We start from the raw sequence: 21,976 nt of genomic DNA on the forward strand, positions 1-21,976 counted from the left end.
TAGGCTCCGCCAAATTTTCGACAGTCTCTACCGCCGCTCTGCCAAGGCGCAAACGGCTTCGTGCTGGCTTAGAAAGACCTCGCCGGTGAGGTCATCCAGAAAATGACTGCGCTTCAGCCGGTCCATCACCGGGCCCTTCACCTCGCTCAGATGCAGCCGGATATCGGCATCCCGCAGCCGTGTGTTGATCGCCTCAAGCGATTCAAGCGCCGACAGGTCGATCTCATTCACCGCCGGGAACATCAGGACCACATCGGTCAGTTCGGGCTTTTCGGCGGCATGGCGTGCCAATTGGTCTTCAAGGTACCGCGCATTGGGAAAATATAGGCTTTCGTCCACCCGCAGCGACAGCACATGGGGCTGGGTCTCAACCTCATGGCGCAGCACATTGCGGAAATGCTCAGTCCCCGGCACCCGGCCCACCACGGCCATATGCGGGCGCGAGGTCTTGTAAAGATGCACGAGGATCGAGGTGATGACCCCTGCGCTTACGCCCGCTTCCACGCCGAAGACCAGCGTCAGCAGGATCGTCACGCTCACAGCGGCGAAATCGGCATGGCTGAAGGCCCACGCGCGTTTGAGGATTGAGAAATCAACGAGGCTCAGCACCGCGACGATGATCGTGGCGGCCAGCGTGGCTTTGGGCAGGAAATAGATCAGCGGTGTCAGAAACAGCGCCGCGAGCGCCAGCCCGACGGCGGTGAAGGCTCCCGCGGCGGGCGTCTCGGCCCCCGCGTCGAAGTTCACCACAGAGCGTGAGAACCCCCCGGTGACCGGGAAACCCCCGGTGAAGGCGGCCCCGAGGTTCGCACTGCCCAGACCGATGAGTTCTTGATCCGGATCGATGCGCTGGCGTTTCTTGGCGGCCAATGTCTGCGCCACGCTGATGCTCTCCACAAAGCCGATGATAGAAATCAGCAGCGCGGGAATGAACAACTGTGACAGTAGGTCAGGCGAGAAGGAGGGTAGGGTGAGCGGCGGCAGGCTTTGTGGAACGTCGCCCACAATGGCGACACCACGGCTGCCCAGATCAAAGGCCCAAACCGCCAGTGTGGTGCCGACGATCGCCAGAACCGGGCCCGTTTTTGCCCCGATATCGGCCATGCGTGACCCCAGCCCGATACGCAAAAGCAAGGGTTTCAACCCGCCCCGCACCCAGAACAGGAAAGCCGTCGCGGTAACGCCCAGCAGAAGGGTGATGGGGTTCACCTCCCCCAGATGCGCCCAAAGGCTAGCGAGGATTTCGACCAGCGTATGGCCTTCGCCTTCGACCCCCAGAATATGGCGCAACTGGCTGGCGGCGATCAGAATGCCCGAGGCGGTGATGAACCCCGCGATCACAGGGTGAGACAGGAAATTCGCCAAAAACCCCAGCCGGAACAGCCCAAGCGCCAGCAGCATCGCGCCCGACAGAAACGCCAATGTCAGCGCCGCCGTGACATAGCCCGCCGTGCCCGCTTCGGCGATATTGCCCACCGCCGCTGCTGTCATCAGTGACACCACGGCCACTGGCCCCACTGCCAGCGCTCGGCTGGTGCCGAAGATGGCATAAAGCACGATCGGCGCGATGGAGGCGTAGATGCCAGCCTCGGGCGGCATCCCTGCCAGCAGCGCATAGGCCAGCGATTGCGGGATCAACATGATGGTGACGATCACCGCCGCCACCAAATCTCCGGTGAATTGGCCACGGTCATAGCGGCGCCCCCAGTCGAGGATCGGCAGATATTGCGCAAGGGGCCGCAGGGTCATGTTGGGCTATCCGTCAAGAGGGAGGGGGGGGCGCCCCGAAGGGCCGCCCGGTCTGGTTTAGTCGAAACGGTTCACCGGCAGTTTCAGGTAGTGGTTGCCGTCATCTTCGGCGTCGGGCAGGCGCCCGCCGCGCAGGTTGATCTGCAAGGCCGCAAGGATCCGATTGGGTAGCGAAAGCGTCGCGTCTCGCTTCTGGCGGCGCTCGATATAGTCCTCGCGCTTGGTGCCGTCCTTGACGTGGATGTTCTTGGCCTTGTGCTCATCCACCGTGGCTTCCCACGTCGGTTCCTTGCGGTCATCGGTGCCGTAGTCATGGCCGATGTAAAGCCGCGTGTCGCCGGGCAGGGCGAGGATGTCTTGGATCGAGTCCCAAAGCTCTGCCGTTCTGCCACCCGGAAAATCCGACCGCGAGGTGCCCGCATCGGGCTGCATCAATGTGTCATGCACGAAAGCTGCATCGCCGCAGACGTAGGTGATCGACCCCAGTGTGTGACCGGGCGACAGCATCACCTTGGCGTCCAATTCACCGATCTTAAACGTCTCGCCTTCTTCAAACAGATGATCAAAATCGCGGTCGGGGTCAAAGGCGTTCGGCAGGTTGTAGAGGTCCGCCCAAATCTTGGCGATCTCAGGCACCAGCGCACCGATGGCATTGGGCGCTCCGGTCCGTTCCTTCAGATGGGCAGAAGCCATGACGTGGTCCGCATGGGGATGCGTATCAAGCACCCATTCCACGCTCAGGCCATGCTCTTTCACAAGGTCCAAAACCTGATCCATGCTCTCGGTCGTGAACTTGTAGTTCTTCGGGTCAAAGTTCCAGACTACGTCAATCAGCGCGGCCTTCTTGGTCGCCGGATCGGCGCAGATGTATTGGATCGAGCCTGTGTCGGGCTCATAGATGCCCCAGACATCGGGGCTGCCCGCACCGGTTGAAGGGGAATGGCGCACGACGGGTGTATTCAGAGGGTCGCTCATCAGGCAGGTCCTTTCTTGGTTCTGGTCATCAAATCAGGGGTGTGGCGGGCGATCCACATGCCGCCCAGCATGAAGGGCACAAAGATCAACGTGCCACTGGCCGCCAAGGGCAGGGCGGTCAACGCCGGGCCGGGGCAAAAGCCGCCCAAGCCCCAGCCAATGCCAAAGATCGCAGCGCCGGTCAGCAGTTTCGGCTCAAGATCATTGCGGGTGGGAACGCGGAATGTGGTGTCGAAATAGGGGGTCTGACGGCTGCGGAACAGCCATGCAAAGCCCGGTGCTGTCACTGCGATCGCACCGCCCATGACAAAGGCGAGGCTGGGATCCCATGTGCCAAAGACGTCAAGAAAGTTGAGCACCTTGGCAGGGTCCGCCATGCCAGAGACGATAAGACCGATACCAAAGACGAGGCCGGAGAGCAGGGCGAAAAGCTGTTTCATATCACGCCCCCAACACATGCCGCATGACGAAGACCGTCACAAAGGCCGTTGCCATGAAGGTCACCGTCGCCACGATCGACCGAGCCGAGCCACGGCTGATCCCGCAGACCCCGTGGCCCGAGGTACACCCATTGCCATAGGTCGCGCCAAAGCCGACCAGCAGCCCGGCCAGAGCCATCAAAAGCGGGTTCGAAGGCACCCACTGCTGCGGCCAGGCGCCCGAGACAATCAACCAAAGCGGTGCTGCCAACAAAAGCCCCAGCACGAAAAAGAACGAAACGCCCCGCGCTTCGCCGTCACTGCTGCGCGCAAATAGCCGTGAGGTCAGCCCGCTGATGCCCGCGATGCGCCCGTTCGTCGCCATCAGCAGTACTGCCGAGGCTCCGATCAGCGCGCCGCCGCCCAGCGACAGCCAAGGTGTGAATTCGGTTTCCATCTCTCAACTCCTTACGCGCCCGCCTTGGCGGCTGGCTTGTCTCAGACTGTCATTCAGTATATATTACCCATTCCTAATATTCAATGATGCTAATATGAAAAACTCGGACGATTTCTTGGACGGTGATATTGCCGGAGCGGCTGCCCTGATGACGATGCTCGCATCGGAAGCGCGGCTGCAGATCTTGTGCCGGCTGCTGAGCGGAGAGCGTTCGGTTGGGGATTTGGCGCAGGCCTGCGGGTTGTCGCAATCCACCATGTCACAGCAGCTTAAAAAGCTGAAAGAAGCGGGGCTTGTGGACAGTCGCCGCGCGGGGCAGACGATCTTTTACCGGGTCAAAGGGCAGGAGGCCGTGGCCGTTCTGGAAACGCTGCACGGCCTCTACTGCGCGCAAAAATAATGCGCCCGGTAAAACCGGACGCCTCTTTCACGCTTTGCTATCCGCGTAGGATTTGACGAACTGGCCGATCTTCTCTTCGGTCAGGTCAATGCCGCGTGATTTGCCTTCTTGCAGGGCCGTGTCACCGTCCCATCCCTTGTCTGCCGCAAGGGCCATCAGCGTCATCGCCCCGGCCCGTTTGCCCGAGGCGCAGTGCAGGAACACCGGCTGCGGCAGGTCGTCCAGTGACTTGCGGAATTCGTCCACCGTCTCGGGGCCAAGCGTATCGGGCGTGACCGGATGGTGCAGGTAGTTCAGCCCCAGCTTCTCGGCCACCAGCCGCTCTTCATCGGGGGAGAGGCCGCCTTTTTCATCCGAGGCGCGGAAGTTTACCACTGTTTTCATCCCGGCCGAGGCCGCCTGTTCCAGTGCTTTGGCGTCCGGTGTGAACAGGGCCACGTTATGGGCAGGGTCGATGGTCGCGATCTTTTGGCTGTCGTCGGTCATTCTGGCCTCCTTCTCTGCGCGGGTGTCGTTTTCCCGCAGGCAATGGTTTCAGCAGCCTAACACCAGATCGACGCAACTGTTCCCTGCTCACCAAGTGGGCAGGGCGGCGGCCGCCTTATCCGAGTATTAAAGTCAGGATTGTCACCGCCGCCCGGTTTTGTTAGGCAGCAGGCAGAAATTCCGCTTGGCGCGAGAGGTGCTGCGACGATTCTGCCCAGCCGTGGCAGGCGCCCCAGCAGCGCGCCGTGATCAAAGATAAACCCATCGGGAGCCACCCCATGCCGCATTTTCGTTCCGCGTTCCTCGCGGCCCTGTCCCTGACCATTGCCCAAGGCGCCGCCGCCGAGACGCCTGCCGCCGCAGCGGCGACTGCGGCCCCCTCGCTCAAGGTCGAATTGAACGCCGCCGACACCACGGAAGCCAATTGCAAGCTAACCTTCCTCATCACGAACGACCTCTCTGCCCCCTTGGACAAGGCAGTTTATGAGACCGTGCTGTTCGACCGCGAAGGCACCGTGAACCGGCTGACCCTTTTCGACTTTGGTCAATTGCCCGTAGGCCGCCCGCGCGTGCGCCAATTCGTGGTGCCGCAGACCACCTGCGAAAACCTTGGCCGTATCCTGTTTAACGGTGCGCAAAGCTGCGAAGGCGCGGGGATCGCGGCGGGCACCTGCGAAAACGCGCTGGCCCCAGCAACCCGGACCGAGATCGAGGTGCTGGGCTGATGGTTCAACTGGATGAACTGCTGACCCCTCTGCGGGGCATTGCCGAAACCGGTGGCCCGGTGGTGGTAATCCTCATGGCCGTGGCAGTGCTGACCCTCGCCGTGGCACTTTATAAAACATGGCAGTTCCGCGCCGCCGCCGTGGGCCGTCACCGGGCGCTGTCCGAAGCGGTCAATGCTTGGGAGCGCGGCGATGCCGCCGCTGCACGCTCTGCGCTGGGCCGGTCGAAAAGCTACCTCGCCCCGGTGATCGAACTGGCCATGTCTACGCCCGACGCGGGCGCTTCGCGCTTGCAGGCCGAGGCCGAGTTGCGCTTTGCCAAGCTGGAGCGCGGCTTTCGTCTGCTCGATTCCGTGGCGCAGCTTGCCCCGCTCTTGGGCCTCTTCGGCACGGTTCTGGGCATGATCGAAGCCTTCCGCGCCTTGCAGGATGCAGGGTCGCAGGTGGATCCTTCGATCCTCGCGGGGGGCATCTGGGTGGCGCTTCTGACCACTGCGGTGGGCCTCGTCGTTGCCATGCCGACCGCGCTGGTGCTCAGCTGGCTGGAGCAGCGGATGGAGACCGAGCGCGTCATCGCCGACAAGGCGATCCTCACCGTGCTGCACCCCGGCCAGAACGCGGCCCCCGCCGCCACACCTGCCGCGACCCAATTTGCCGCCGCCGCGCCCCGGCCAGCCCATGGCTAGGCCACGCCGGCGGCGCAACCGCCTCTCCATGACCTCTCTGATCGATGTGATCTTTCTGCTGTTGTTGTTTTTCATGCTGACCTCGACCTTCTCCAAATTTGCCGAGATCGAATTGGCCGCAGCGACATCCGGGGCAGGGGCCGCGACGGGGGCGAAACCGTTCTTTTTGCAACTAACCACCGAGGGGCTGCGCCTCAATGGCGATGCGCTGGCGCTTGACGCGCTGACCGCCAGCCCCTTGGCCGAGGCCGAGAAGGGCACGCCGCTTCTGGTCTCGCTCGGGGCCGAGGTCGAGGCGCAGGCGCTGGCCGATCTGCTCATCGCGCTGCGCGCCCTGCCGGGGCTCAGCGTCTCGGTTCTGGAGGGCTGACCATGCGTCCTATCGCCAAGGCCAAACCGCAACGCGAACCGACCATCGCGCTGATCAACATCGTCTTTCTGATGCTGGTCTTCTTCATGGTCGCGGGCACCCTGTCGCAGCCGCTGGATTCCGATCTGAACCTCGTGGAAACCCGTGAGCTTGAGGGCCGCGCGCCGCCCAATGCGCTGGTGGTCCATGCCGATGGCCGCATGACATTCGCAGGCCAAGACCGCGCCAGCGTGGCTGAATTCATCGACGCGCTGCCCGAAGAAGAGCGCGACACCGTGCGGCTGCTGCCTGACCGCGCGCTGCCCGCCCGCCGCCTTGTGGAGCTGACCCGCGAGCTGCGCGGGGCGGGGGCAGAGCGCGTCATGCTTGTCACCGAAAGGGCGCTGCAATGATCCCCCGGTCCGGTCTTGTCAAAACATTCTCCGTCGGTATCGCCGCCAGCCTTGTGGTGGGCGTGTCGCAACTCGCGCAAATTGACGACAGCGCCAAGATCGCGGGCGGCGGAGCGCCCGCCGCGGCCCAGCTTGGCACCCGGTTTGAGGATATGGCCGTCGGCACTCTAGAGGCAGAACCGGTGGAAGAGATCACGCCGACCCCCGAGCCCGAACCCTTGGAGACCGCCGAGGCGCCGCCGCCGACCCCCGCGCCAACGGTTACGCCCACGCCTGCCGCCGAGCCAATGCAAGCGGTGAAGGCAGAGCCCATGCACGTGGCCCCACCTCCCGCCACTGCGGCGCAGACACCCGTCTTGCCTGCCCTGACCCCGGTCGAAACCCCGCCCGAGACCACCAGCGCCACGCCGACCATCACAGCCGCGGCCCCGGTGCCCCCGGTCGAAACCCTCACCGCCGAGGCCGAGGACGATGCGCCACGCCTGTCGCAGCGCCCGCAGCGCCGCGACCCCGAACGCGCCGCCGAGGCCGCCAAGAAGGCCAAGCCCAAGCCGCAGCCGAAACTCCAGAAAACCAAGCCCAAGCAAACCGCGCGCGGCAATGCGAAGCGCGACAACACCAAGGGCGCGCAGACTGCCAGCCGGGCGGGCAACGCCGCGCAGTCCGGCACCCGTCAGCGGGCCGCAGCACCTGCGGGCAACGCGGCGGCCAGCAACTATCCCGGCCAAGTGATGAGCCGCATCGCCCGCGTCGGCAAACCGCGTGTTCGCTCACGCGGGACCGCCGTGATCGCCTTTTCCATTGGCGGGGGCGGGCAGTTGGCTGGCGTCCGGGTGGCGCGCAGTTCCGGGTCGGCGGCGCTGGACCAAGCGGCGCTTGGCATCATACGGCAGGCCGCACCCTTTCCGCGCCCGCCCGCCGGGGCGCAGCGCAACTTCTCGATCCAGATCAAAGGCCGATGAGCGGGCGGAGGGCTCAGCCCTCTGCAATCACCCCGTCGACGGCCTTGCCCAGCATCTCTACCGTCATCTCGATTTCTTCGGGCGGAGAGGTAAAGGCCGGAGCCAGCAGAACGTGATCCCCCGCCGTGCCATCGGCACAGCCCTGCGCGGGATAGCAGATCATCCCGGCCTCCATCGCCGCCCGCTGAATCTTGCCCGCAAGGTTGCGGCTCACCTCAAAGGGCGTCTTGCTGTCGCGCTCGGCCACCAATTCGATGGACCAGAACAACCCGCGCCCGCGAATGTCACCGACATGGGCATGCTGGCCGAACCGCTCGCGCAGCGCCGTTTCCAACTGCTGCCCCCGCGCGCGCACCGCGCTCAGCAAATCGCGGCTCTCGACCTCTTGCAGCACAGCCAGCGCCCCCGCCGTCGCCACCGCGTGCGACATATAGGTATGCCCGTTCCACAGATTGCCGCTGCCCGCCATGATCGCGTCGATCACGCTTTCGCGGGCCATCACCGCCGCGATGGGCTGGTAGCCCGCGCCTAGCCCCTTGGCCATGGTGGTGATGTCGGCACAGATACCTTCCTGCTCAAGTGCGAAAAGGCTGCCGGTGCGCCCCATGCCGCACATCACTTCGTCGGCGATGAGCAGCACGCCGTGGCGGTCACAAATCTCACGCACCCGCTTGAAATACCCCGCAGGCGCGGGTTGTGAGCCGAGCGATGCGCCCACCACCGGCTCAGCCACAAAGGCGGCGACTGTCCCCGGCCCCAGTTCAACGATCCGCGTCTCCAACTGATCCGCCAAGCGTTGCGCGAAATCCGCCTCGCTCTCGCCGTCGCGTTGCAGGCGGTAGGCATAGGCCGCGTCGATATGTTCGACATCCATCAGCATCGGCGCAAAGGGCGCGCGGCGTCCGGCATGGCCGCCCACCGCCAGCGCGCCAAGTGTGTTGCCATGATAGCTGGGCTTGCGTGCGATGATTTTCGCCCGCGCTTTGTCGCCCCGCTCCAGATGATACTGCCGCGCGAGCTTCAGCGCCGCTTCCATCGCCTCGGACCCGCTGCCCAGATACATCACCCGCCCTTCGCCAGTGCACTCAGGCGCCCGGGCGATCAAATGGTCGGCCAAAGCCTCTGCCGGGGTGTTGGTGAAGAGGCCGGTATGCGCAAAGGCGAGCTGGTCCATCTGCGCGGCGACAGCGGCGCGCACGGCGGCGTTGTCATGTCCAAGGCTCGACACCGCAGCGCCGCCGCAGGCATCCAGATAGCGTTTCCCCTTGTCATCAATAAGGAAATTTCCCTCTCCGCGCACGATCACAGGTTGCGTGGCTCGCAGGTTACGGTGCAATACATGGCTCATCGTAGAATCCGATCCTTGGGGTCGACCCTATTTACCGCTTCGCTTGCTGACTGCCACATTAATCAGCACACCGCGCGTATTCGGAAAAGCTTGGGCTGACCTAGGGTCAGGAGAAGCTTGACAGGTAAATTATTTTATCAAACGGTAAAATACCTAACCAACGGGGGATATAATATGACACAACGCAATCTCACACGCCGCTTCCTATTGGGCACGGCGGCCATGCTGGCCGGGGCCAGCCTTTTGCCACAGGGCGCGCTGGCTGCCGAGCCGCTTAAAGTGGCTGGCGTCTATACCGTGCCTGTCGAACAGCAATGGGTCAGCCGCATTCACAAAGCTGCCGAAGCCGCACAGGCGCGCGGCGACATCGAATATACCTTCACTGAAAACGTCTCCAACACCGACTACGCCCGCGTGCTGCGCGAATATGCCGAGGCCGGGAACCAGTTGATCGTCGGCGAAGTCTTTGGTGCCGAAGCCGAGGCGCGCGAGGTTGCCGCCGATTACCCAGATGTGGCTTTCCTCATGGGCTCCAGCTTCAAGCAAGATGATGCGCTGCCCAATTTCGCGGTCTTCGACAACTACATCCAAGATGCGGCGTATCTGTCGGGCATCATCGCCGGTGCCATGACTGAGAGCGGCAACATCGGCATGGTCGGCGGCTTCCCCATCCCTGAGGTCAACCGCCTGATGCATGCCTTCATGGCGGGTGCCGCGGAAATGAACCCGGATATCAAGTTCCAAGTGAGCTTTATCGGCTCTTGGTTCGATCCGCCCAAAGCCAAGGAGACCGCCTTCGCCATGGTGGAGCAGGGGGCCGACGTGCTCTATGCCGAGCGTTTTGGCGTGTCGGACGCGGCGCAGGAAAAGGGCATTCTGGCCATCGGCAATGTGATCGACACGCAAGCCGAGTACCCCGAAACCGTCGTCGCCTCGGCCCTGTGGCATTTTGAGCCAACCCTTGATGCCGCCATCGCCGCCGTCAAAGCAGGCGAGTTCATGGCCGACGACTATGGCCGCTATTCCTTCATGTCCGAGGGCGGGTCTTCACTGGCTCCGCTTGGCACCTTCGAGGGCAAGATCCCGCAAGAGGCGCTTGATCTGGTCAAGGAACGCGAGCAGGCGATCAAGAATGGCTCCTTCACCGTCGACATCAACGACGAAGAACCGAAGTCCTCTTAATGACCGATCCAAGACCCGAGGCGCAGGTTGTCCTGCGCCTCGATAATATTACCAAACGATTTGGCAAGCTTACCGCCAATGACGCGATCAGCTTTGATCTGCGGCAGGGCGAAGTCATTGCCCTGCTGGGCGAAAACGGCGCGGGCAAGACCACGCTGATGAATATCCTGTTCGGCCATTACACGCCCGACGAAGGCTTTGTGGAGGTCTTCGGCCAGCGCCTGCCCGCGGGCAATCCACGCGCCGCGCTGGCCGCAGGCGTGGGCATGGTGCACCAGCATTTCACGCTGGCCGACAATATGACCGTGCTGGAAAATATCGTGCTCGGCACCCGCTCGATCTGGCGCCCCGGTTTTGGCCGTGCGCAGGCGCGGCAGCGGATTGTCACGCTGATGGAGGACTACGGGCTGAGGGTGGACCCTGATGCACAGGTCGGCAGCCTGAGCGTGGGTGAGCGGCAGCGGGTTGAGATCCTCAAAGCCCTTTACCGCGAGGCGCGTATCCTGATTTTGGACGAGCCCACCGCCGTTCTCACCCCGCAAGAGACCGACGATCTTTTTGCCACCATGCGCAAAGCCGTGGCGCTTGGCCTTTCGGTGATCTTCATCTCGCATAAACTGCATGAGGTCATGGCGATCTCGTCCCGCGTCGTGGTGCTGCGCCATGGCAAGCTGGTGGCCGAAGCCAAGACCTCCGAGACCGACCGCGCCGCCATGGCGCAGATGATGGTCGGCTCAGAAGTCGCCGCCCCCGTCGTCCGCCGTGCCGATCCGGGTGCCGCGCTGGTGACGCTGGCAGCCGTCTCCTCCCCCGACATCGGCTCTGCACCCGGGCTAAAGAACGTCGATCTTGAGTTGCGTGCGGGCCAGATCACCGGCCTTGCCGGGGTCTCCGGCAACGGCCAAACCGCGCTTGCCGACCTGATCGGCGGGCTGATCCGCCCCGCGTCGGGCACGTTTCACGTGAATGGCGACGCCCCGCGCGGCTGGTCGCCCCATGCCGCCATCAGCGCGGGCATCGCCCGCATCCCCGAGGACCGCCACAAGACCGGCACTATCGCCGACTTCGATCTCACCGAGAACGCGGTGCTTGAACTCTACTCCCGCCCCGGTTTCTCCCGCCACGGCTGGATGAACTGGCGCGCCGCGCGTGATTTTGCCGCCAAGATCATCCAAGGATACGACGTGCGCTGCCCCGGTCCGGAAACCCGCATCCGGCTGCTGTCGGGCGGCAATATGCAAAAGCTGATCTTGGGCCGCGTGTTGGAGACCGCACCTTCGGTGGTGCTGGCCAACCAGCCGGTGCGCGGCCTCGACATCGGAGCGCTCACTTATGTGCACGAACAACTCTTGGCCGCCCGCGACCGGGGGGCGGCGGTGCTGCTGATCTCCGAAGACCTCGACGAGGTCACGGCGCTCTCGGACGTGATCCACGTGATCTCGGAAGGCCGATTGTCGCCCGGTTTCTCTCGTGGCGAACTCACGCCCGCCGAGCTTGGCGTCTGGATGGCCGGGGACGGTTTCGAGGAGACATCCCATGCGGCTTGAACCCATTGCCAACCCCACATGGACCCGCTCGCTGGGCCTGCCCGCGCTGGCGCTCTTCATCACCGTGGTCGTGGCCTCTCTGCTGGCCATGATCGCAGGCGCGCAGCCTTTCTCTGTGCTGGGCCTGATCGTCAAAGGCGCCTTCGGCTCAAAATTCGCCACGCTGGAGACGCTCAACCGCGCCACGCCGCTCATTTTCACCGGCCTTGCCGTCGCCGTCGCCTTCCGTGCGAAACTGTGGAACATCGGGGCCGAGGCGCAACTTTACATGGGCGCGGTGGTCACCGTGGTCTTGGGCACCGGCGCGCTGGCATGGCCCGCCTTTGCCCTGCTGCCCACCATCGCCGTGGCTGCCATGCTCGGCGGTGCGCTGGTGCTGCTGGTCCCGACCTTTCTGAAAACCCGCTTCGGCGTCGATGAAGTCGTCACCACGCTTTTGCTCAATTTCGTCGTTCTGCTTTGGGTCTCTATGCTGCTCGAAGGATCGCTGAAAGACCCGATGGGCCTCGGCTGGCCCAAATCCGCGCGGCTCATTGGCGAGGCGCGGCTGCCACGCATGGTCGACGGGCTGCGCCTGCACTGGGGCTTTGGCCTCGCACTGATCTCTGCCCTTATTGTCTGGGTCATCCAGCGCCGCACCACGCTCGGCTACGAGATGCGCGCCGTGGGCCTCAACCCCGCAGCGGCACGTTTCGCGGGCATCCCGGTGAACCGCGTGCTGATCAAAACCGCACTGCTGTCGGGTGGCCTCGCGGCCCTCGCAGGGTTTTCCGAAGTGGCAGGGCTGAAGGGCAGCCTCACGTTGGATATTTCGCCGGGCTTTGGCTACACCGGCATCATTGTCGCCATGCTGGCGCTGCTGAACCCGCTTGGCGTGGTGGTCGCCGCACTCTTCGTCGCGGGCATCTTCGTTGGCGCTGACAGCATGAGCCGCGCAGCCGGGGTGCCGACGTATCTGGCTGACATCATGCTGGCGCTGGCGCTTCTGGCGATGGTGCTGGCGATCATGCTGACCAAATTCCGGGTGAGGCGCGACTGATGGATATTCTCGACATTCTCCTTCAGGCGAGCTTTTGGACCGCCGCCATCCGCATCGCCTCGCCGCTGATCTTTGCCGCTCTGGGCGAGTTGATCTGTGAGCGAGCAGGGGTGCTGAACCTCGGCATCGAAGGCATCATGGTCGTCGGCGCTTTCGCCGGCTGGCTCACCGTCTATCTCGGCGGCGGCCTGTGGTTCGGCGTGGCGGTGGCAATGCTATCGGGCATGGCCTTTGGCTTGGTGCATGGGGTGCTGACGGTGCCCTTTGGCCTCAGCCAGCATGTCGTCGGCCTTGGCATCACGCTGCTGGCCACATCGCTGACCTACTATTGCTACCGTCTGGTGCTGCCCGAGGTCACCTCGCCGCCGAAGATTGAAGCCTTCCAACCGCTTGAAATCCCGATCCTCTCCGATATCCCCGTGATCGGCCCTGCGCTTTTTAACCAGACCCCGCTGACCTATCTCGCCTTTGTGCTGGTCGTCGTCGTGACGCTGGTCCTTTACCGCACGCCCATGGGCCTTGCCCTGCGCGCAGCGGGCGAAAACCCGGCCGCGGTCGAGGCGCAGGGCCTCAGCGTTTCTGCCATCCGCATCGGCGCAGTGATGGTCGGCAGCGGGTTCATGGCCGTGGGCGGGGCGTTTCTGACGATGAGCGCGTTCAACTCCTTCTTCTTTGAGATGGTCAACGGACGCGGGTGGATCTGCATCGCGCTGGTGGTCTTCGGCTCATGGAAACCGGGCAAGACGCTCTTAGGCGCGGTGCTGTTCGCGGCCTTTGATGCGTTGCAAATCCGCGTGCAACAAACGCCGCTCGGGGCCGACATTCCCTATCAAATCTTCCTGATGGCGCCTTATATCCTGTCAATCCTCGCGCTGGTCGTGATGTCCCGCCGGGCACAGGTGCCAGCGGCGCTGATGGTGCCGTTCAACAAGGGGGAGCGCTGAGTTGGCACTTCCCATCACGCCCTTCGCCGGGCCAAATCAATCACACGAGTAACCCCATGTTCGACCTCATCATCAAAGGCGGCACACTGCCCGACGGCCGCAGCACCGACATCGGCATCAAGGCCGACAAAATCACCGCCATCGAAGACCTCTTTACCGCTGAAGCGCGCGAGACCATCGACGCCAGCGGCGACCTCGTCAGCCCGCCCTTCGTCGACCCGCATTTCCACATGGATGCCACGCTCAGCTACGGCACCCCTCGGATCAACGCCTCCGGCACGCTGCTCGAAGGCATCGGCCTCTGGGGCGAACTCAAAGAGGTCATGACCCAAGACGAGGTCAAAGCCCGCGCGCTGGAATATTGCGACTGGGCGGCCTCGCTCGGCCTGCTGGCCATCCGCAGCCATGTCGACACCTGCGATGATCGTCTGCTGGGCGTCGAAGCCCTGCTCGACGTGCGCGAAACCGTCAAAGACTACATCGACCTGCAACTCGTCGCCTTCCCCCAAGACGGGCTCTACCGCGACCCGACGGCGCATGAAAACACCATCCGCGCGCTCGACATGGGCGTCGACGTTGTCGGCGGCATCCCGCATTTCGAGCGTACCATGGCCGATGGTGCCCGTTCCGTCACAGCACTCTGCGAACTCGCCGCCGAGCGCGGCCTGATGGTCGATCTGCATTGCGACGAGACCGACGACCCCCATTCGCGTCACATTGAGACGCTGGCCTATGAGACCCAACGCCTCGGCCTACAGGGCAGGGTGGCTGGCTCGCACCTCACTTCAATGCATTCGATGGACAACTACTATGTCTCGAAACTGTTGCCGCTGATGGCCGAGGCTGAGGTCGCCGCGATTCCCAATCCGCTGATCAACATCACCCTGCAGGGCCGCCACGATACCTATCCCAAACGCCGTGGCCTGACCCGCGTGAAGGAGATGCAGGCCATGGGCATCGACGTCGGATGGGGGCAGGATTGCGTCATGGACCCCTGGTATTCCATGGGCACGGGCGACATGCTCGACGTGGCCTTCATGGGGCTGCATGTGGCGCAAATGACCTCGCCCGAGGAAATGCACCGCTGTTTCGACATGGTGACGAATGTGAACGCGCGGATTCTGGGCTTGCAGGATTACGGCCTCAAGGTCGGCGCGACGGCCTCCATGGTGGTGCTGGACGCGGGCAACCCGATTGAGGCGCTGCGCCTGCGGCCCGACCGTCTGTGCGTGGTGGCCAAGGGGCGGGTGATCTCACGCCAGTCGCGCAATGATGCGCGGCTCAGCCTGCCCGGGCGGCCGGACAGCGTACGCCGCCGCCACAGCGCACATTCGTAAAACCGCTCTCTAGCTGACTTTTGATCGGCCCCTCTCATCGGGGGCCGATTTCGCATCTAAGGCCGATTGAACTCCGCTGCATCCAATGCTATGTTAGCGCTAACCGCGCCAATCCGCCCGAAACCGGGCCACCGGAGGACCCACCATGACCACAAAAATCGCGATCAACGGCTTTGGCCGCATCGGACGTTGCGTGCTGCGCGCGCTGATCGAGAACGGCTTTGACGGGATCGAAGTCGTTGCCATCAACGATCTGACCGATGCCGAAAACCTGTTGCACCTGCTGAAATACGACTCCGTCCATGGTCGCCTGACCGCGGACGCGGAATTGAAAGACGGCAGCCTGCATGTCGCAGGCCAGACCATCCGCATGACGGCGGAACGTGACCCGGCGAAACTGCCTTGGGGCGATGTCGATGTCGCCTATGAATGCACCGGTTTCTTCACCACGCGCGATGCGGCGGTGAAGCATTTGGAAAACGGCAGCAAGCGGGTGCTGATCTCGGCCCCCGGCAAGGGCGTTGACCGCACCGTGGTCTACGGGGTGAACCATCAAGAACTGACCGCCGAAGACGTGATCGTCTCCAACGCCTCTTGCACCACCAACTGCCTCGCTCCGGTGGCCAAGGTGCTCGACGACACCTTTGGGATCGAGACCGGCTATATGACCACGATCCACGCCTATACCGGCGACCAGCCGACCCACGACAGCCCGCACCGCGATCCGTATCGGGGCCGCGCCGCTGCCTTGTCGATGGTGCCAACGTCCACCGGTGCCGCTGCCGCGATTTCCGAGGTAATCCCGCATCTTAAAGGCGTGCTCGAAGGCTCTGCCGTGCGGGTGCCAACGGCCAATGTCTCGCTCGTTGATCTGTGCATCATGCCCAAGAAAACCGCCACGGCAGAGGCGGTGAACGCGGCGATGCAAGAGGCGGCCAACGGTGCGCTGAAGGGCGTGCTGGCCTATGAACCCGCGCCATTGGTTTCGGCTGATTTCAACCACGATCCGCATTCCTCGACCCTTGCCCCCGAGCAGACGCGGGTGACCGATGGCGGCATGATCCGCGTGGTCAGCTGGTACGACAATGAATGGGGTTTCTCGAACCGCATGAACGACACCGCGCGTGCGCTTGCCGCGTTGATCTAAGCCGAGAGTTCTGGGGCGCGGGGAGGTCCTTCCCGCGTTCCACTCTACAGCGACGCCGCCGCTCGGCTCGCTTGGTCATATTGCCCCGACATCGCCCGAAGCTGCGCTGCTATCTGGCGCAATTCCTCGCCCGAGATATCGGTGCGCGGCAATCCATCGAGAAAGCAGGCCTGCCGGATCGCGCGATAGGCTTCGCAAAGATCGGACCCCGCGGCGGAGGTGCGATAAAACACCTCCTTCCCGCGCTTTTCGGCACTCAGCAGTTCGGCCTTTACCAATTTGCGCAGCGCATAGTTCACCGTATGCGTGTCTTCGATATTCAGCAGAAAACAGATATCCGTCAGCCGCTTTTCCCGGCCCCGGTGATTGGCGTTGTGCAGTACGAGGATTTCCAGCGGCGTCAGATCTCCATTGCCCGCCGCCGCCATGCAGCGCGACATCCAGCGGGTGAAAGCATTGTAGGCGATGATCATCCCGTATTCGAGTTCAGAGGCTTCCCAACCATCGCCCTCGGCCAAGTGGCGCGAAGAGACGATCCGGCGTGACGGGGTTGGGGGTACTTCTTCCGACATGCGGTGCCTCCGGCTGTTTGACCGGGATGACGTTACCAAGACGCTGACGAGTTACAAGCGTTCCGGCCTGTGCTGCGGTGGGAAGATCAAATTGCAACAGGTTGCACTGCCACATTCATGCCATCTTCCGCGAGGGCAGCGGCTTTGCTAGGCTGGCGTTAATAAAAATACGTGAGGCAGGCAGAGCAGCAATGAAAACGGGCTTTCGAGGCACGTTTGTCATCAGCTGGTCGCAAACAGAGATCGACGGTCTGGAGGCCGCGCCGGTGCAGTCGCTCGAACTGGGCTCGGCTTGGTCGTGGCGCGGGGATACTCTCCGTGTGGATGGGCCGAACGATGTGTTGCGGCTGGATATGGCGGACGGGGCAGAGCAGCTGCGCAAACGCGCGGCCCGCAAGGTGCAGCGCCTGATCGGCGCGGCGCTGAAGGAGGGCGGCGTGATGTCTTCCAAACCCCAGCGTGGAGACCATACCGCCCCATCGCTCGACAACAGTTTCATGGTCACCAACGGCGCGCGGACCTACACGGTCACGCTGATTGACGCAGGCCAAGGTCGCACACCGCTGTTGATGTTTGTCGATGAATTGCCACCGCGGGATTGCGAACTGTGGGTGATGCACAGCACGCTCAAGCCGCAGCGCGATGCGCTTTCAGAGGCCGAAAGCGGTGGTGTGATTTGCTTTACCCCCGGCACCCGCATCCGCACGCCCATGGGCAGCGCCCTGATCGAAGATCTGCGCGAGGGGGTTCTGATCCAGACCAAGGACAACGGCCCGCAACGGTTGGAGTGGATCGGCAGCCGCCGGATGAGCGGCGCGCGTCTGCACGCCATGCCGCATCTGCGCCCCGTGCGGTTCCGCTCCGGCGCTTTGGGGATCGCGCAGCCAGACGCTTCACTGCTGGTCTCGCCGGATCACCGGATCGTGCTGAAAGGCCCGCAGGCCCGTGATCTGTTCAATTGTGACGAGGTGCTGGTCGCGGCCAAAGACCTGATTAACGGGCGCAGCGTGGCCAGCGATATGTCCCTGCGCGAAGTGACCTATATCCATGTGCTGCTGGCCGAGCATCAGGTGATGTGGGCCAATGGGGTCGAAACCGAGAGCTTTCATCCCGCCGCAGCCCCGCTCACCAGTCTTGGCGCGCAGGATCGGGCGCGGCTTTTGGCGGCGCATCCGCTGTTGGAGGCTGATCCGCACAGTTACGGCGCGTTCGCGCGGCGCAATCTCAGCACGTCAGAGGCGGCGATCCTGCGGCATGTGGCCTGAGGGCCGGGCGCTGACGCCCGACCTTACGTTTGGGGCTTAGCCCTCGGCGTCTTCTTTGATCAGCGCCGCGATAATCGCCCGCGCGCTCTCAGAGTCCCATTCCGCATCGCCCTGCAACCGGGCGATCTCACGCCCTTCACGGTCCAGTAGCACGCTGATCGGCAGGCCGAAAACGCCCATTTGGCTGGCGAGCTTTTGTTTCGGGTCTTGGTGGCGGGGCAGGCTGTCGACGCCGGCCTCTTCAAAGAAACGCTTGATCCCTTCCTCTGAATTGCGGCCTGTGGCGATGGTCAGCACCTGAAAGTCATCGCCTCCGAATTCCTTTTGCAGCGCGTTCAACTGCGGCATTTCCTTGCGGCAGGGCGCGCACCATGTGGCCCAGAAGTTCACCAGCACGATCTTACCTTCGTAATCCGCCAGCGACATCGCCTCGCCATCGTCCTCACGCTCAAAGGTCACGTCAGAGGCCGCTTGTGGCGCGTCATGGATCACGAGTTTCTTCATGTCCCCGTCGCGCAGCCCTGCGATGTCAGCCGTTCCGGCAAGGGCGGGGTTTGCACCTGCGACAAGCAGCGTATAAACGAAGCCAAGCACCAGATTTTTCATACGTCCCTCCAAGGGTATTCAACATGACCGACACGACCTCGAACAAAATGTGGGGTGGCCGTTTCGCCGCCGGACCGGACGCGATCATGGAGGCGATCAACGCCTCGATCGGGTTCGACAAACGGATGGCCGCACAAGACATCGCCGGGTCGCGTGCCCATGCCGCCATGCTGGCAGCCACGGGCATTCTGACTGATAACGACGCCGACGCGATACGGGAAGGGCTTCTCACGATCTTGTCAGAGATCGAAGAGGGCCGGTTCGAGTTCTCTGCAGCACTCGAAGACATTCACATGAACGTCGAAGCGCGGTTGAAAGATCTGATCGGGGAGCCCGCAGGCCGCTTGCACACGGGCCGCAGCCGGAACGACCAAGTCGCCACCGATTTCAAACTTTGGGTGCGCGACCAGTTGGACGCCGCCGACGAGGGGCTCCAAGCCCTGATCCGCGCGCTTTTGTCTCAGGCCGAAGCGGGCGCTGATTGGGTCATGCCCGGTTTCACCCACCTGCAAACCGCGCAGCCCGTGACATGGGGCCATCACATGATGGCCTATGTCGAAATGTTTGGCCGCGATCTCTCGCGCATCCGCGATGCGCGTCGCCGTATGAACGAATGCCCGCTGGGGGCCGCCGCACTGGCTGGCACCTCCTTCCCGATTGACCGGGACATGACAGCAGAGGCGCTCGGCTTTGACTGCCCCGCGGCGAACAGCCTCGATGCCGTCAGCGACCGCGACTTCGCGTTGGAGTTCATGGGGGCCGCCAGCATCTGCGCCATGCATCTGTCGCGCTTTGCCGAGGAATTGGTGATTTGGTCGTCGGCACAGTTCCGCTTCGTGGCGTTGTCGGACCGTTTCTCGACCGGCTCAAGCATCATGCCGCAAAAGAAAAACCCCGACGCTGCCGAGCTGATCCGCGCCAAAGTGGGCCGTATCTTTGGGGCGAACACCGCGCTGATGATCGTGATGAAGGGCCTGCCGCTGGCCTATTCCAAGGACATGCAGGAAGACAAAGAGCAGGTCTTTGACGCTGCCGACAACCTGATGCTGGCGCTGGCCGCGATGACCGGGATGGTGGGCGACATGACTGCGGAGCGCGAGAACCTCGCCGCCGCTGCGGGCTCGGGATTCTCCACCGCCACCGATCTGGCCGACTGGCTGGTGCGAGTGCCGAACCTGCCGTTCCGCGACGCGCACCATGTGACCGGCACGCTGGTCGCCATGGCCGAGGCGCAGGGCTGCGATCTGCCGGACCTCACGCTGGAACAGATGCAATCGGTGCACGCCGAGATCACTAAGGACGTTTTCGATGTGCTTGGCGTCGAAAACTCGGTAAACTCGCGCATGTCCTATGGCGGCACCGCCCCTGCGCAGGTGCGTGCCCAAGTCGAGCGTTGGAAGGAAATTCTGAAGTGAAACGCGCCCTCGCGACCCTTGCTTTGCTAAGCCTTGCCGCCTGTGGCGCGGATGGCGAACCTGTGAAACCGACAGCCAGCAGCACAATCACCATGTCGTCTTCGGGCGTGTCGGTCGGCACTGCTGTCGGGCTGCGCCGCGGGCCGTTTTCGCTGGCGCTTGGGGTCGGGTCGTGAGGCCGCTTTTGCAGATTGCTCTGGTGGTCGGGACACTTAGCTTGGCCGCCTGCACCCCGCCGCAGCCATCGGCGCGGCAAGATGCGCCGCCGCCAGCCGAACCGGGGATCAGCCTGTCGGGCTATGCCACCGTCGGCGTGGCAAAGACTTTCTGATGTCGCCCCTGCGCATGCTCTACCTCGCCCTCGCGGTCTGGGGCACGATCCATCCGATGTACTACTTCATCACTTGGTTCAACGCCGAGGGTTGGAGCCTGAGCGCCATGGTCGATGCGTGGCACGCCAATGCCGCCGCCAGCGGGCTGGTCTGGGATCTGACCATCGCCGCCGTCACATTAACCATCTGGATCATCGCCGAGGTCGCCGTGCGCCGGAATTTCAGCGCGCTGATTGCCATTCCCGCCACGTTCTGTATTGGGGTGAGCTGTGGCCTGCCGCTCTATCTGTTTCTGCGGACAGCGCCGATCAAATAGGGCCGGGACGACATAGGGCGACGCGCAAATGGATCATTTTCTCTATAAAGACGGTGTGTTGCACGCCGAAGACGTGAGCTTGGCCGAGATCGCCGCCGCTGTCGGCACGCCGGTCTACGTCTATTCCACCGCGACGCTGCTGCGGCATTTTCACCTGTTCGACGATGCGCTTTCGGGCATGGATCATCTGGTCTGCTACGCGATGAAGGCCAATTCCAACCAAGCCGTGTTGCGCACGCTGGCGCAGGCGGGCGCGGGGATGGATGTGGTCTCGGGCGGGGAATACCGCCGGGCCAAGGCGGCAGGCGTGCCGGGCGACAGGATCGTCTTTTCCGGCGTAGGCAAAACCCGCGAAGAGATCGAATTGGCTCTGACGGGCGGCATTCGCCAGTTCAACGTCGAGAGCGAGCCGGAGATGATCCTGCTTGATATCGTGGCGCGTGAATTGGGCAAGGTCGCGCCGATCACCATCCGCGTGAACCCCGATGTCGATGCGAAAACCCACGCCAAGATCGCCACCGGCAAAAGCGAAAACAAGTTTGGCATCCCCATCGCCCGCGCCCGCGAGGTCTATGCCATGGCGGCCAATCTGCCGGGGTTGGAGATTGTCGGCATCGACGTGCATATCGGCAGCCAACTCACCGATCTCGCCCCCTTTGAGCAGGCCTATGGCAAGGTCGCGGAACTGACCGAAGTGCTGCGCGCCGATGGTCATAACATCCGGCGGCTGGACCTTGGCGGCGGGTTGGGCATCCCTTACGAGCGATCCAACTCCGCCCCCCCATTGCCGACGGATTATGGCGCGATGGTGCAGCGCACGCTGGGGCATCTGGGCTGCGAGGTCGAGATTGAACCGGGCCGCCTGATCGCGGGCAACGCGGGTGTCTTGGTCAGCGAAGTGATCTACCTCAAATCCGGCGAGGGCCGCGATTTCCTGATCCTTGATGCCGCGATGAACGACCTGATCCGGCCCGCCATGTATGACGCATGGCATGACATCGTGCCGCTGAATGAACCCGCTCCGGGAGCCGAGCCGCGCCCGGTGGATATCGTCGGCCCGGTTTGCGAATCCGGCGATACGTTCGCCAAACAACGCATGATGCCGGTGCTGGGGTCAGGCGATCTGGTGGCCTTCCGCTCTGCCGGAGCCTACGGCGCGGTGATGAGCAGCGAATATAATTCGCGGCCCCTGATCCCCGAGGTGCTGGTCAATGGCGATCAATTCGCGGTTATCCGCCCACGGCCAAGCTTTGACGAAATGATAAACCGCGATACCATCCCTGAATGGCTTTGACGGCATCCCGC

The 21,976-nt window shown here is 63.3% G+C and carries 26 protein-coding genes; 18 read left to right on the forward strand and 8 right to left on the reverse strand.

The features are described from left to right. Positions 1 to 27 precede the first annotated feature (27 nt). Genes B5M07_RS04755 through B5M07_RS04770 form a run of 4 tightly spaced genes read right to left on the reverse strand, consistent with a single transcriptional unit; the run spans position 28 to position 3,600 of the window. Positions 28 to 1,749: a SulP family inorganic anion transporter gene (locus B5M07_RS04755; protein WP_120350442.1), complete on the reverse strand. Its 1,722-nt coding sequence runs from the start codon at positions 1,747 to 1,749 to the stop codon at positions 28 to 30. Between the two features lie 57 nt (positions 1,750 to 1,806). Beyond that, complete coding sequence (locus B5M07_RS04760) at positions 1,807 to 2,724, reverse strand: MBL fold metallo-hydrolase (protein ID WP_120350443.1); 918 nt, start codon at positions 2,722 to 2,724, stop codon at positions 1,807 to 1,809. Continuing rightward, the gene (locus B5M07_RS04765; protein WP_120350444.1) at positions 2,724 to 3,164 is read right to left on the reverse strand and encodes a YeeE/YedE family protein; all 441 of its coding nucleotides are present in this window, start codon (positions 3,162 to 3,164) and stop codon (positions 2,724 to 2,726) included. The genes B5M07_RS04760 and B5M07_RS04765 overlap by 1 nt, the downstream gene beginning before the upstream one ends. 1 nt (position 3,165) lies before the next feature. After that, entirely contained in the window at positions 3,166 to 3,600 is a 435-nt protein-coding gene (locus B5M07_RS04770) for a YeeE/YedE family protein (protein WP_120350445.1), read from the reverse strand. A gap of 94 nt (positions 3,601 to 3,694) precedes the next feature. Here B5M07_RS04770 and B5M07_RS04775 point away from each other — a divergent pair, with 94 nt between their 5' ends. Further along, positions 3,695 to 4,000, forward strand: coding sequence for an ArsR/SmtB family transcription factor (locus B5M07_RS04775; protein WP_120350446.1), 306 nt, complete (start codon positions 3,695 to 3,697; stop codon positions 3,998 to 4,000). A 27-nt stretch (positions 4,001 to 4,027) separates the two neighbouring features. Here B5M07_RS04775 and B5M07_RS04780 read toward each other — a convergent pair whose 3' ends face one another. After that, complete coding sequence (locus B5M07_RS04780; RefSeq protein ID WP_120350447.1) at positions 4,028 to 4,486, reverse strand: beta-lactamase hydrolase domain-containing protein; 459 nt, start codon at positions 4,484 to 4,486, stop codon at positions 4,028 to 4,030. 278 nt (positions 4,487 to 4,764) lie between these two features. On the opposite strand from B5M07_RS04780, the gene B5M07_RS04785 reads away from it, so the two are divergent. The 5 genes from B5M07_RS04785 to B5M07_RS04805 are packed head-to-tail and all read left to right on the forward strand — an operon-like array spanning position 4,765 to position 7,621. Continuing rightward, on the forward strand, positions 4,765 to 5,211 hold the full coding sequence (locus tag B5M07_RS04785) for a hypothetical protein (protein ID WP_120350448.1): 447 nt from the start codon (positions 4,765 to 4,767) through the stop codon (positions 5,209 to 5,211). After that, on the forward strand, positions 5,211 to 5,897 hold the full coding sequence (locus tag B5M07_RS04790) for a MotA/TolQ/ExbB proton channel family protein (RefSeq protein ID WP_120350449.1): 687 nt from the start codon (positions 5,211 to 5,213) through the stop codon (positions 5,895 to 5,897). Before B5M07_RS04785 ends, B5M07_RS04790 begins: the two co-directional genes overlap by 1 nt. Continuing rightward, positions 5,890 to 6,267, forward strand: a complete 378-nt coding sequence (locus B5M07_RS04795; protein ID WP_120350450.1) for a biopolymer transporter ExbD — start codon at positions 5,890 to 5,892, stop codon at positions 6,265 to 6,267. Before B5M07_RS04790 ends, B5M07_RS04795 begins: the two co-directional genes overlap by 8 nt. A gap of 2 nt (positions 6,268 to 6,269) precedes the next feature. Beyond that, positions 6,270 to 6,659: an ExbD/TolR family protein gene (locus B5M07_RS04800; RefSeq protein ID WP_120350451.1), complete on the forward strand. Its 390-nt coding sequence runs from the start codon at positions 6,270 to 6,272 to the stop codon at positions 6,657 to 6,659. Further along, positions 6,656 to 7,621, forward strand: coding sequence for an energy transducer TonB family protein (locus B5M07_RS04805; RefSeq protein WP_120350452.1), 966 nt, complete (start codon positions 6,656 to 6,658; stop codon positions 7,619 to 7,621). The genes B5M07_RS04800 and B5M07_RS04805 overlap by 4 nt, the downstream gene beginning before the upstream one ends. Before the next feature lie 13 nt (positions 7,622 to 7,634). On the opposite strand, the gene B5M07_RS04810 is transcribed toward B5M07_RS04805, so the two are convergent. Beyond that, positions 7,635 to 8,969, reverse strand: coding sequence for an aspartate aminotransferase family protein (locus B5M07_RS04810; protein WP_120350453.1), 1,335 nt, complete (start codon positions 8,967 to 8,969; stop codon positions 7,635 to 7,637). A 174-nt stretch (positions 8,970 to 9,143) separates the two neighbouring features. Between B5M07_RS04810 and B5M07_RS04815 the strand changes: the two genes are divergently transcribed. From B5M07_RS04815 to gap, 6 genes are all read left to right on the forward strand, one after another. After that, a complete protein-coding gene (locus B5M07_RS04815) occupies positions 9,144 to 10,151 on the forward strand; it encodes a BMP family protein (RefSeq protein ID WP_120350454.1) in 1,008 nt (335 codons plus the stop codon). Continuing rightward, positions 10,151 to 11,698: an ABC transporter ATP-binding protein gene (locus tag B5M07_RS04820; protein ID WP_120350455.1), complete on the forward strand. Its 1,548-nt coding sequence runs from the start codon at positions 10,151 to 10,153 to the stop codon at positions 11,696 to 11,698. Before B5M07_RS04815 ends, B5M07_RS04820 begins: the two co-directional genes overlap by 1 nt. Beyond that, positions 11,688 to 12,737: an ABC transporter permease gene (locus B5M07_RS04825; RefSeq protein ID WP_120350456.1), complete on the forward strand. Its 1,050-nt coding sequence runs from the start codon at positions 11,688 to 11,690 to the stop codon at positions 12,735 to 12,737. The genes B5M07_RS04820 and B5M07_RS04825 overlap by 11 nt, the downstream gene beginning before the upstream one ends. Next, positions 12,737 to 13,681 carry an ABC transporter permease gene (locus B5M07_RS04830; RefSeq protein ID WP_120350457.1) on the forward strand — a complete coding sequence of 315 codons (945 nt, stop codon included), beginning with the start codon at positions 12,737 to 12,739 and terminating at the stop codon, positions 13,679 to 13,681. Before B5M07_RS04825 ends, B5M07_RS04830 begins: the two co-directional genes overlap by 1 nt. A 56-nt stretch (positions 13,682 to 13,737) precedes the next feature. Then, entirely contained in the window at positions 13,738 to 15,018 is a 1,281-nt protein-coding gene (locus B5M07_RS04835; protein WP_120350458.1) for an amidohydrolase family protein, read from the forward strand. A gap of 145 nt (positions 15,019 to 15,163) precedes the next feature. Then, the gene (gene gap, locus B5M07_RS04840) at positions 15,164 to 16,165 is read left to right on the forward strand and encodes a type I glyceraldehyde-3-phosphate dehydrogenase (RefSeq protein ID WP_120350459.1); all 1,002 of its coding nucleotides are present in this window, start codon (positions 15,164 to 15,166) and stop codon (positions 16,163 to 16,165) included. 44 nt (positions 16,166 to 16,209) lie between these two features. Here gap and B5M07_RS04845 read toward each other — a convergent pair whose 3' ends face one another. Then, complete coding sequence (locus B5M07_RS04845) at positions 16,210 to 16,737, reverse strand: winged helix DNA-binding protein (protein WP_120350460.1); 528 nt, start codon at positions 16,735 to 16,737, stop codon at positions 16,210 to 16,212. Between the two features lie 191 nt (positions 16,738 to 16,928). On the opposite strand from B5M07_RS04845, the gene B5M07_RS04850 reads away from it, so the two are divergent. Next, positions 16,929 to 18,002 (forward strand): Hint domain-containing protein, encoded by a 1,074-nt coding sequence (locus tag B5M07_RS04850; RefSeq protein WP_120350461.1) that lies wholly within the window; start codon positions 16,929 to 16,931, stop codon positions 18,000 to 18,002. A 36-nt stretch (positions 18,003 to 18,038) separates the two neighbouring features. On the opposite strand, the gene B5M07_RS04855 is transcribed toward B5M07_RS04850, so the two are convergent. Next, on the reverse strand, positions 18,039 to 18,608 hold the full coding sequence (locus B5M07_RS04855) for a TlpA family protein disulfide reductase (protein WP_120350462.1): 570 nt from the start codon (positions 18,606 to 18,608) through the stop codon (positions 18,039 to 18,041). A 23-nt stretch (positions 18,609 to 18,631) separates the two neighbouring features. Here B5M07_RS04855 and argH point away from each other — a divergent pair, with 23 nt between their 5' ends. Genes argH through lysA form a run of 5 tightly spaced genes read left to right on the forward strand, consistent with a single transcriptional unit; the run spans position 18,632 to position 21,965 of the window. Next, positions 18,632 to 20,023, forward strand: a complete 1,392-nt coding sequence (gene argH, locus B5M07_RS04860; protein ID WP_120350463.1) for an argininosuccinate lyase — start codon at positions 18,632 to 18,634, stop codon at positions 20,021 to 20,023. Beyond that, on the forward strand, positions 20,020 to 20,199 hold the full coding sequence (locus tag B5M07_RS04865; protein ID WP_067628460.1) for a hypothetical protein: 180 nt from the start codon (positions 20,020 to 20,022) through the stop codon (positions 20,197 to 20,199). The genes argH and B5M07_RS04865 overlap by 4 nt, the downstream gene beginning before the upstream one ends. Beyond that, complete coding sequence (locus B5M07_RS19395) at positions 20,196 to 20,354, forward strand: hypothetical protein (protein WP_161487440.1); 159 nt, start codon at positions 20,196 to 20,198, stop codon at positions 20,352 to 20,354. The genes B5M07_RS04865 and B5M07_RS19395 overlap by 4 nt, the downstream gene beginning before the upstream one ends. Continuing rightward, positions 20,354 to 20,671: a DUF2834 domain-containing protein gene (locus tag B5M07_RS04870; RefSeq protein WP_120350464.1), complete on the forward strand. Its 318-nt coding sequence runs from the start codon at positions 20,354 to 20,356 to the stop codon at positions 20,669 to 20,671. The genes B5M07_RS19395 and B5M07_RS04870 overlap by 1 nt, the downstream gene beginning before the upstream one ends. Before the next feature lie 28 nt (positions 20,672 to 20,699). Beyond that, a complete protein-coding gene (gene lysA / locus B5M07_RS04875) occupies positions 20,700 to 21,965 on the forward strand; it encodes a diaminopimelate decarboxylase (RefSeq protein ID WP_120350465.1) in 1,266 nt (421 codons plus the stop codon). Positions 21,966 to 21,976 lie beyond the last annotated feature (11 nt).

The sequence above is a fragment of the Sulfitobacter sp. D7 genome (genome assembly GCF_003611275.1).
Classification (GTDB): domain Bacteria; phylum Pseudomonadota; class Alphaproteobacteria; order Rhodobacterales; family Rhodobacteraceae; genus Sulfitobacter; species Sulfitobacter profundi.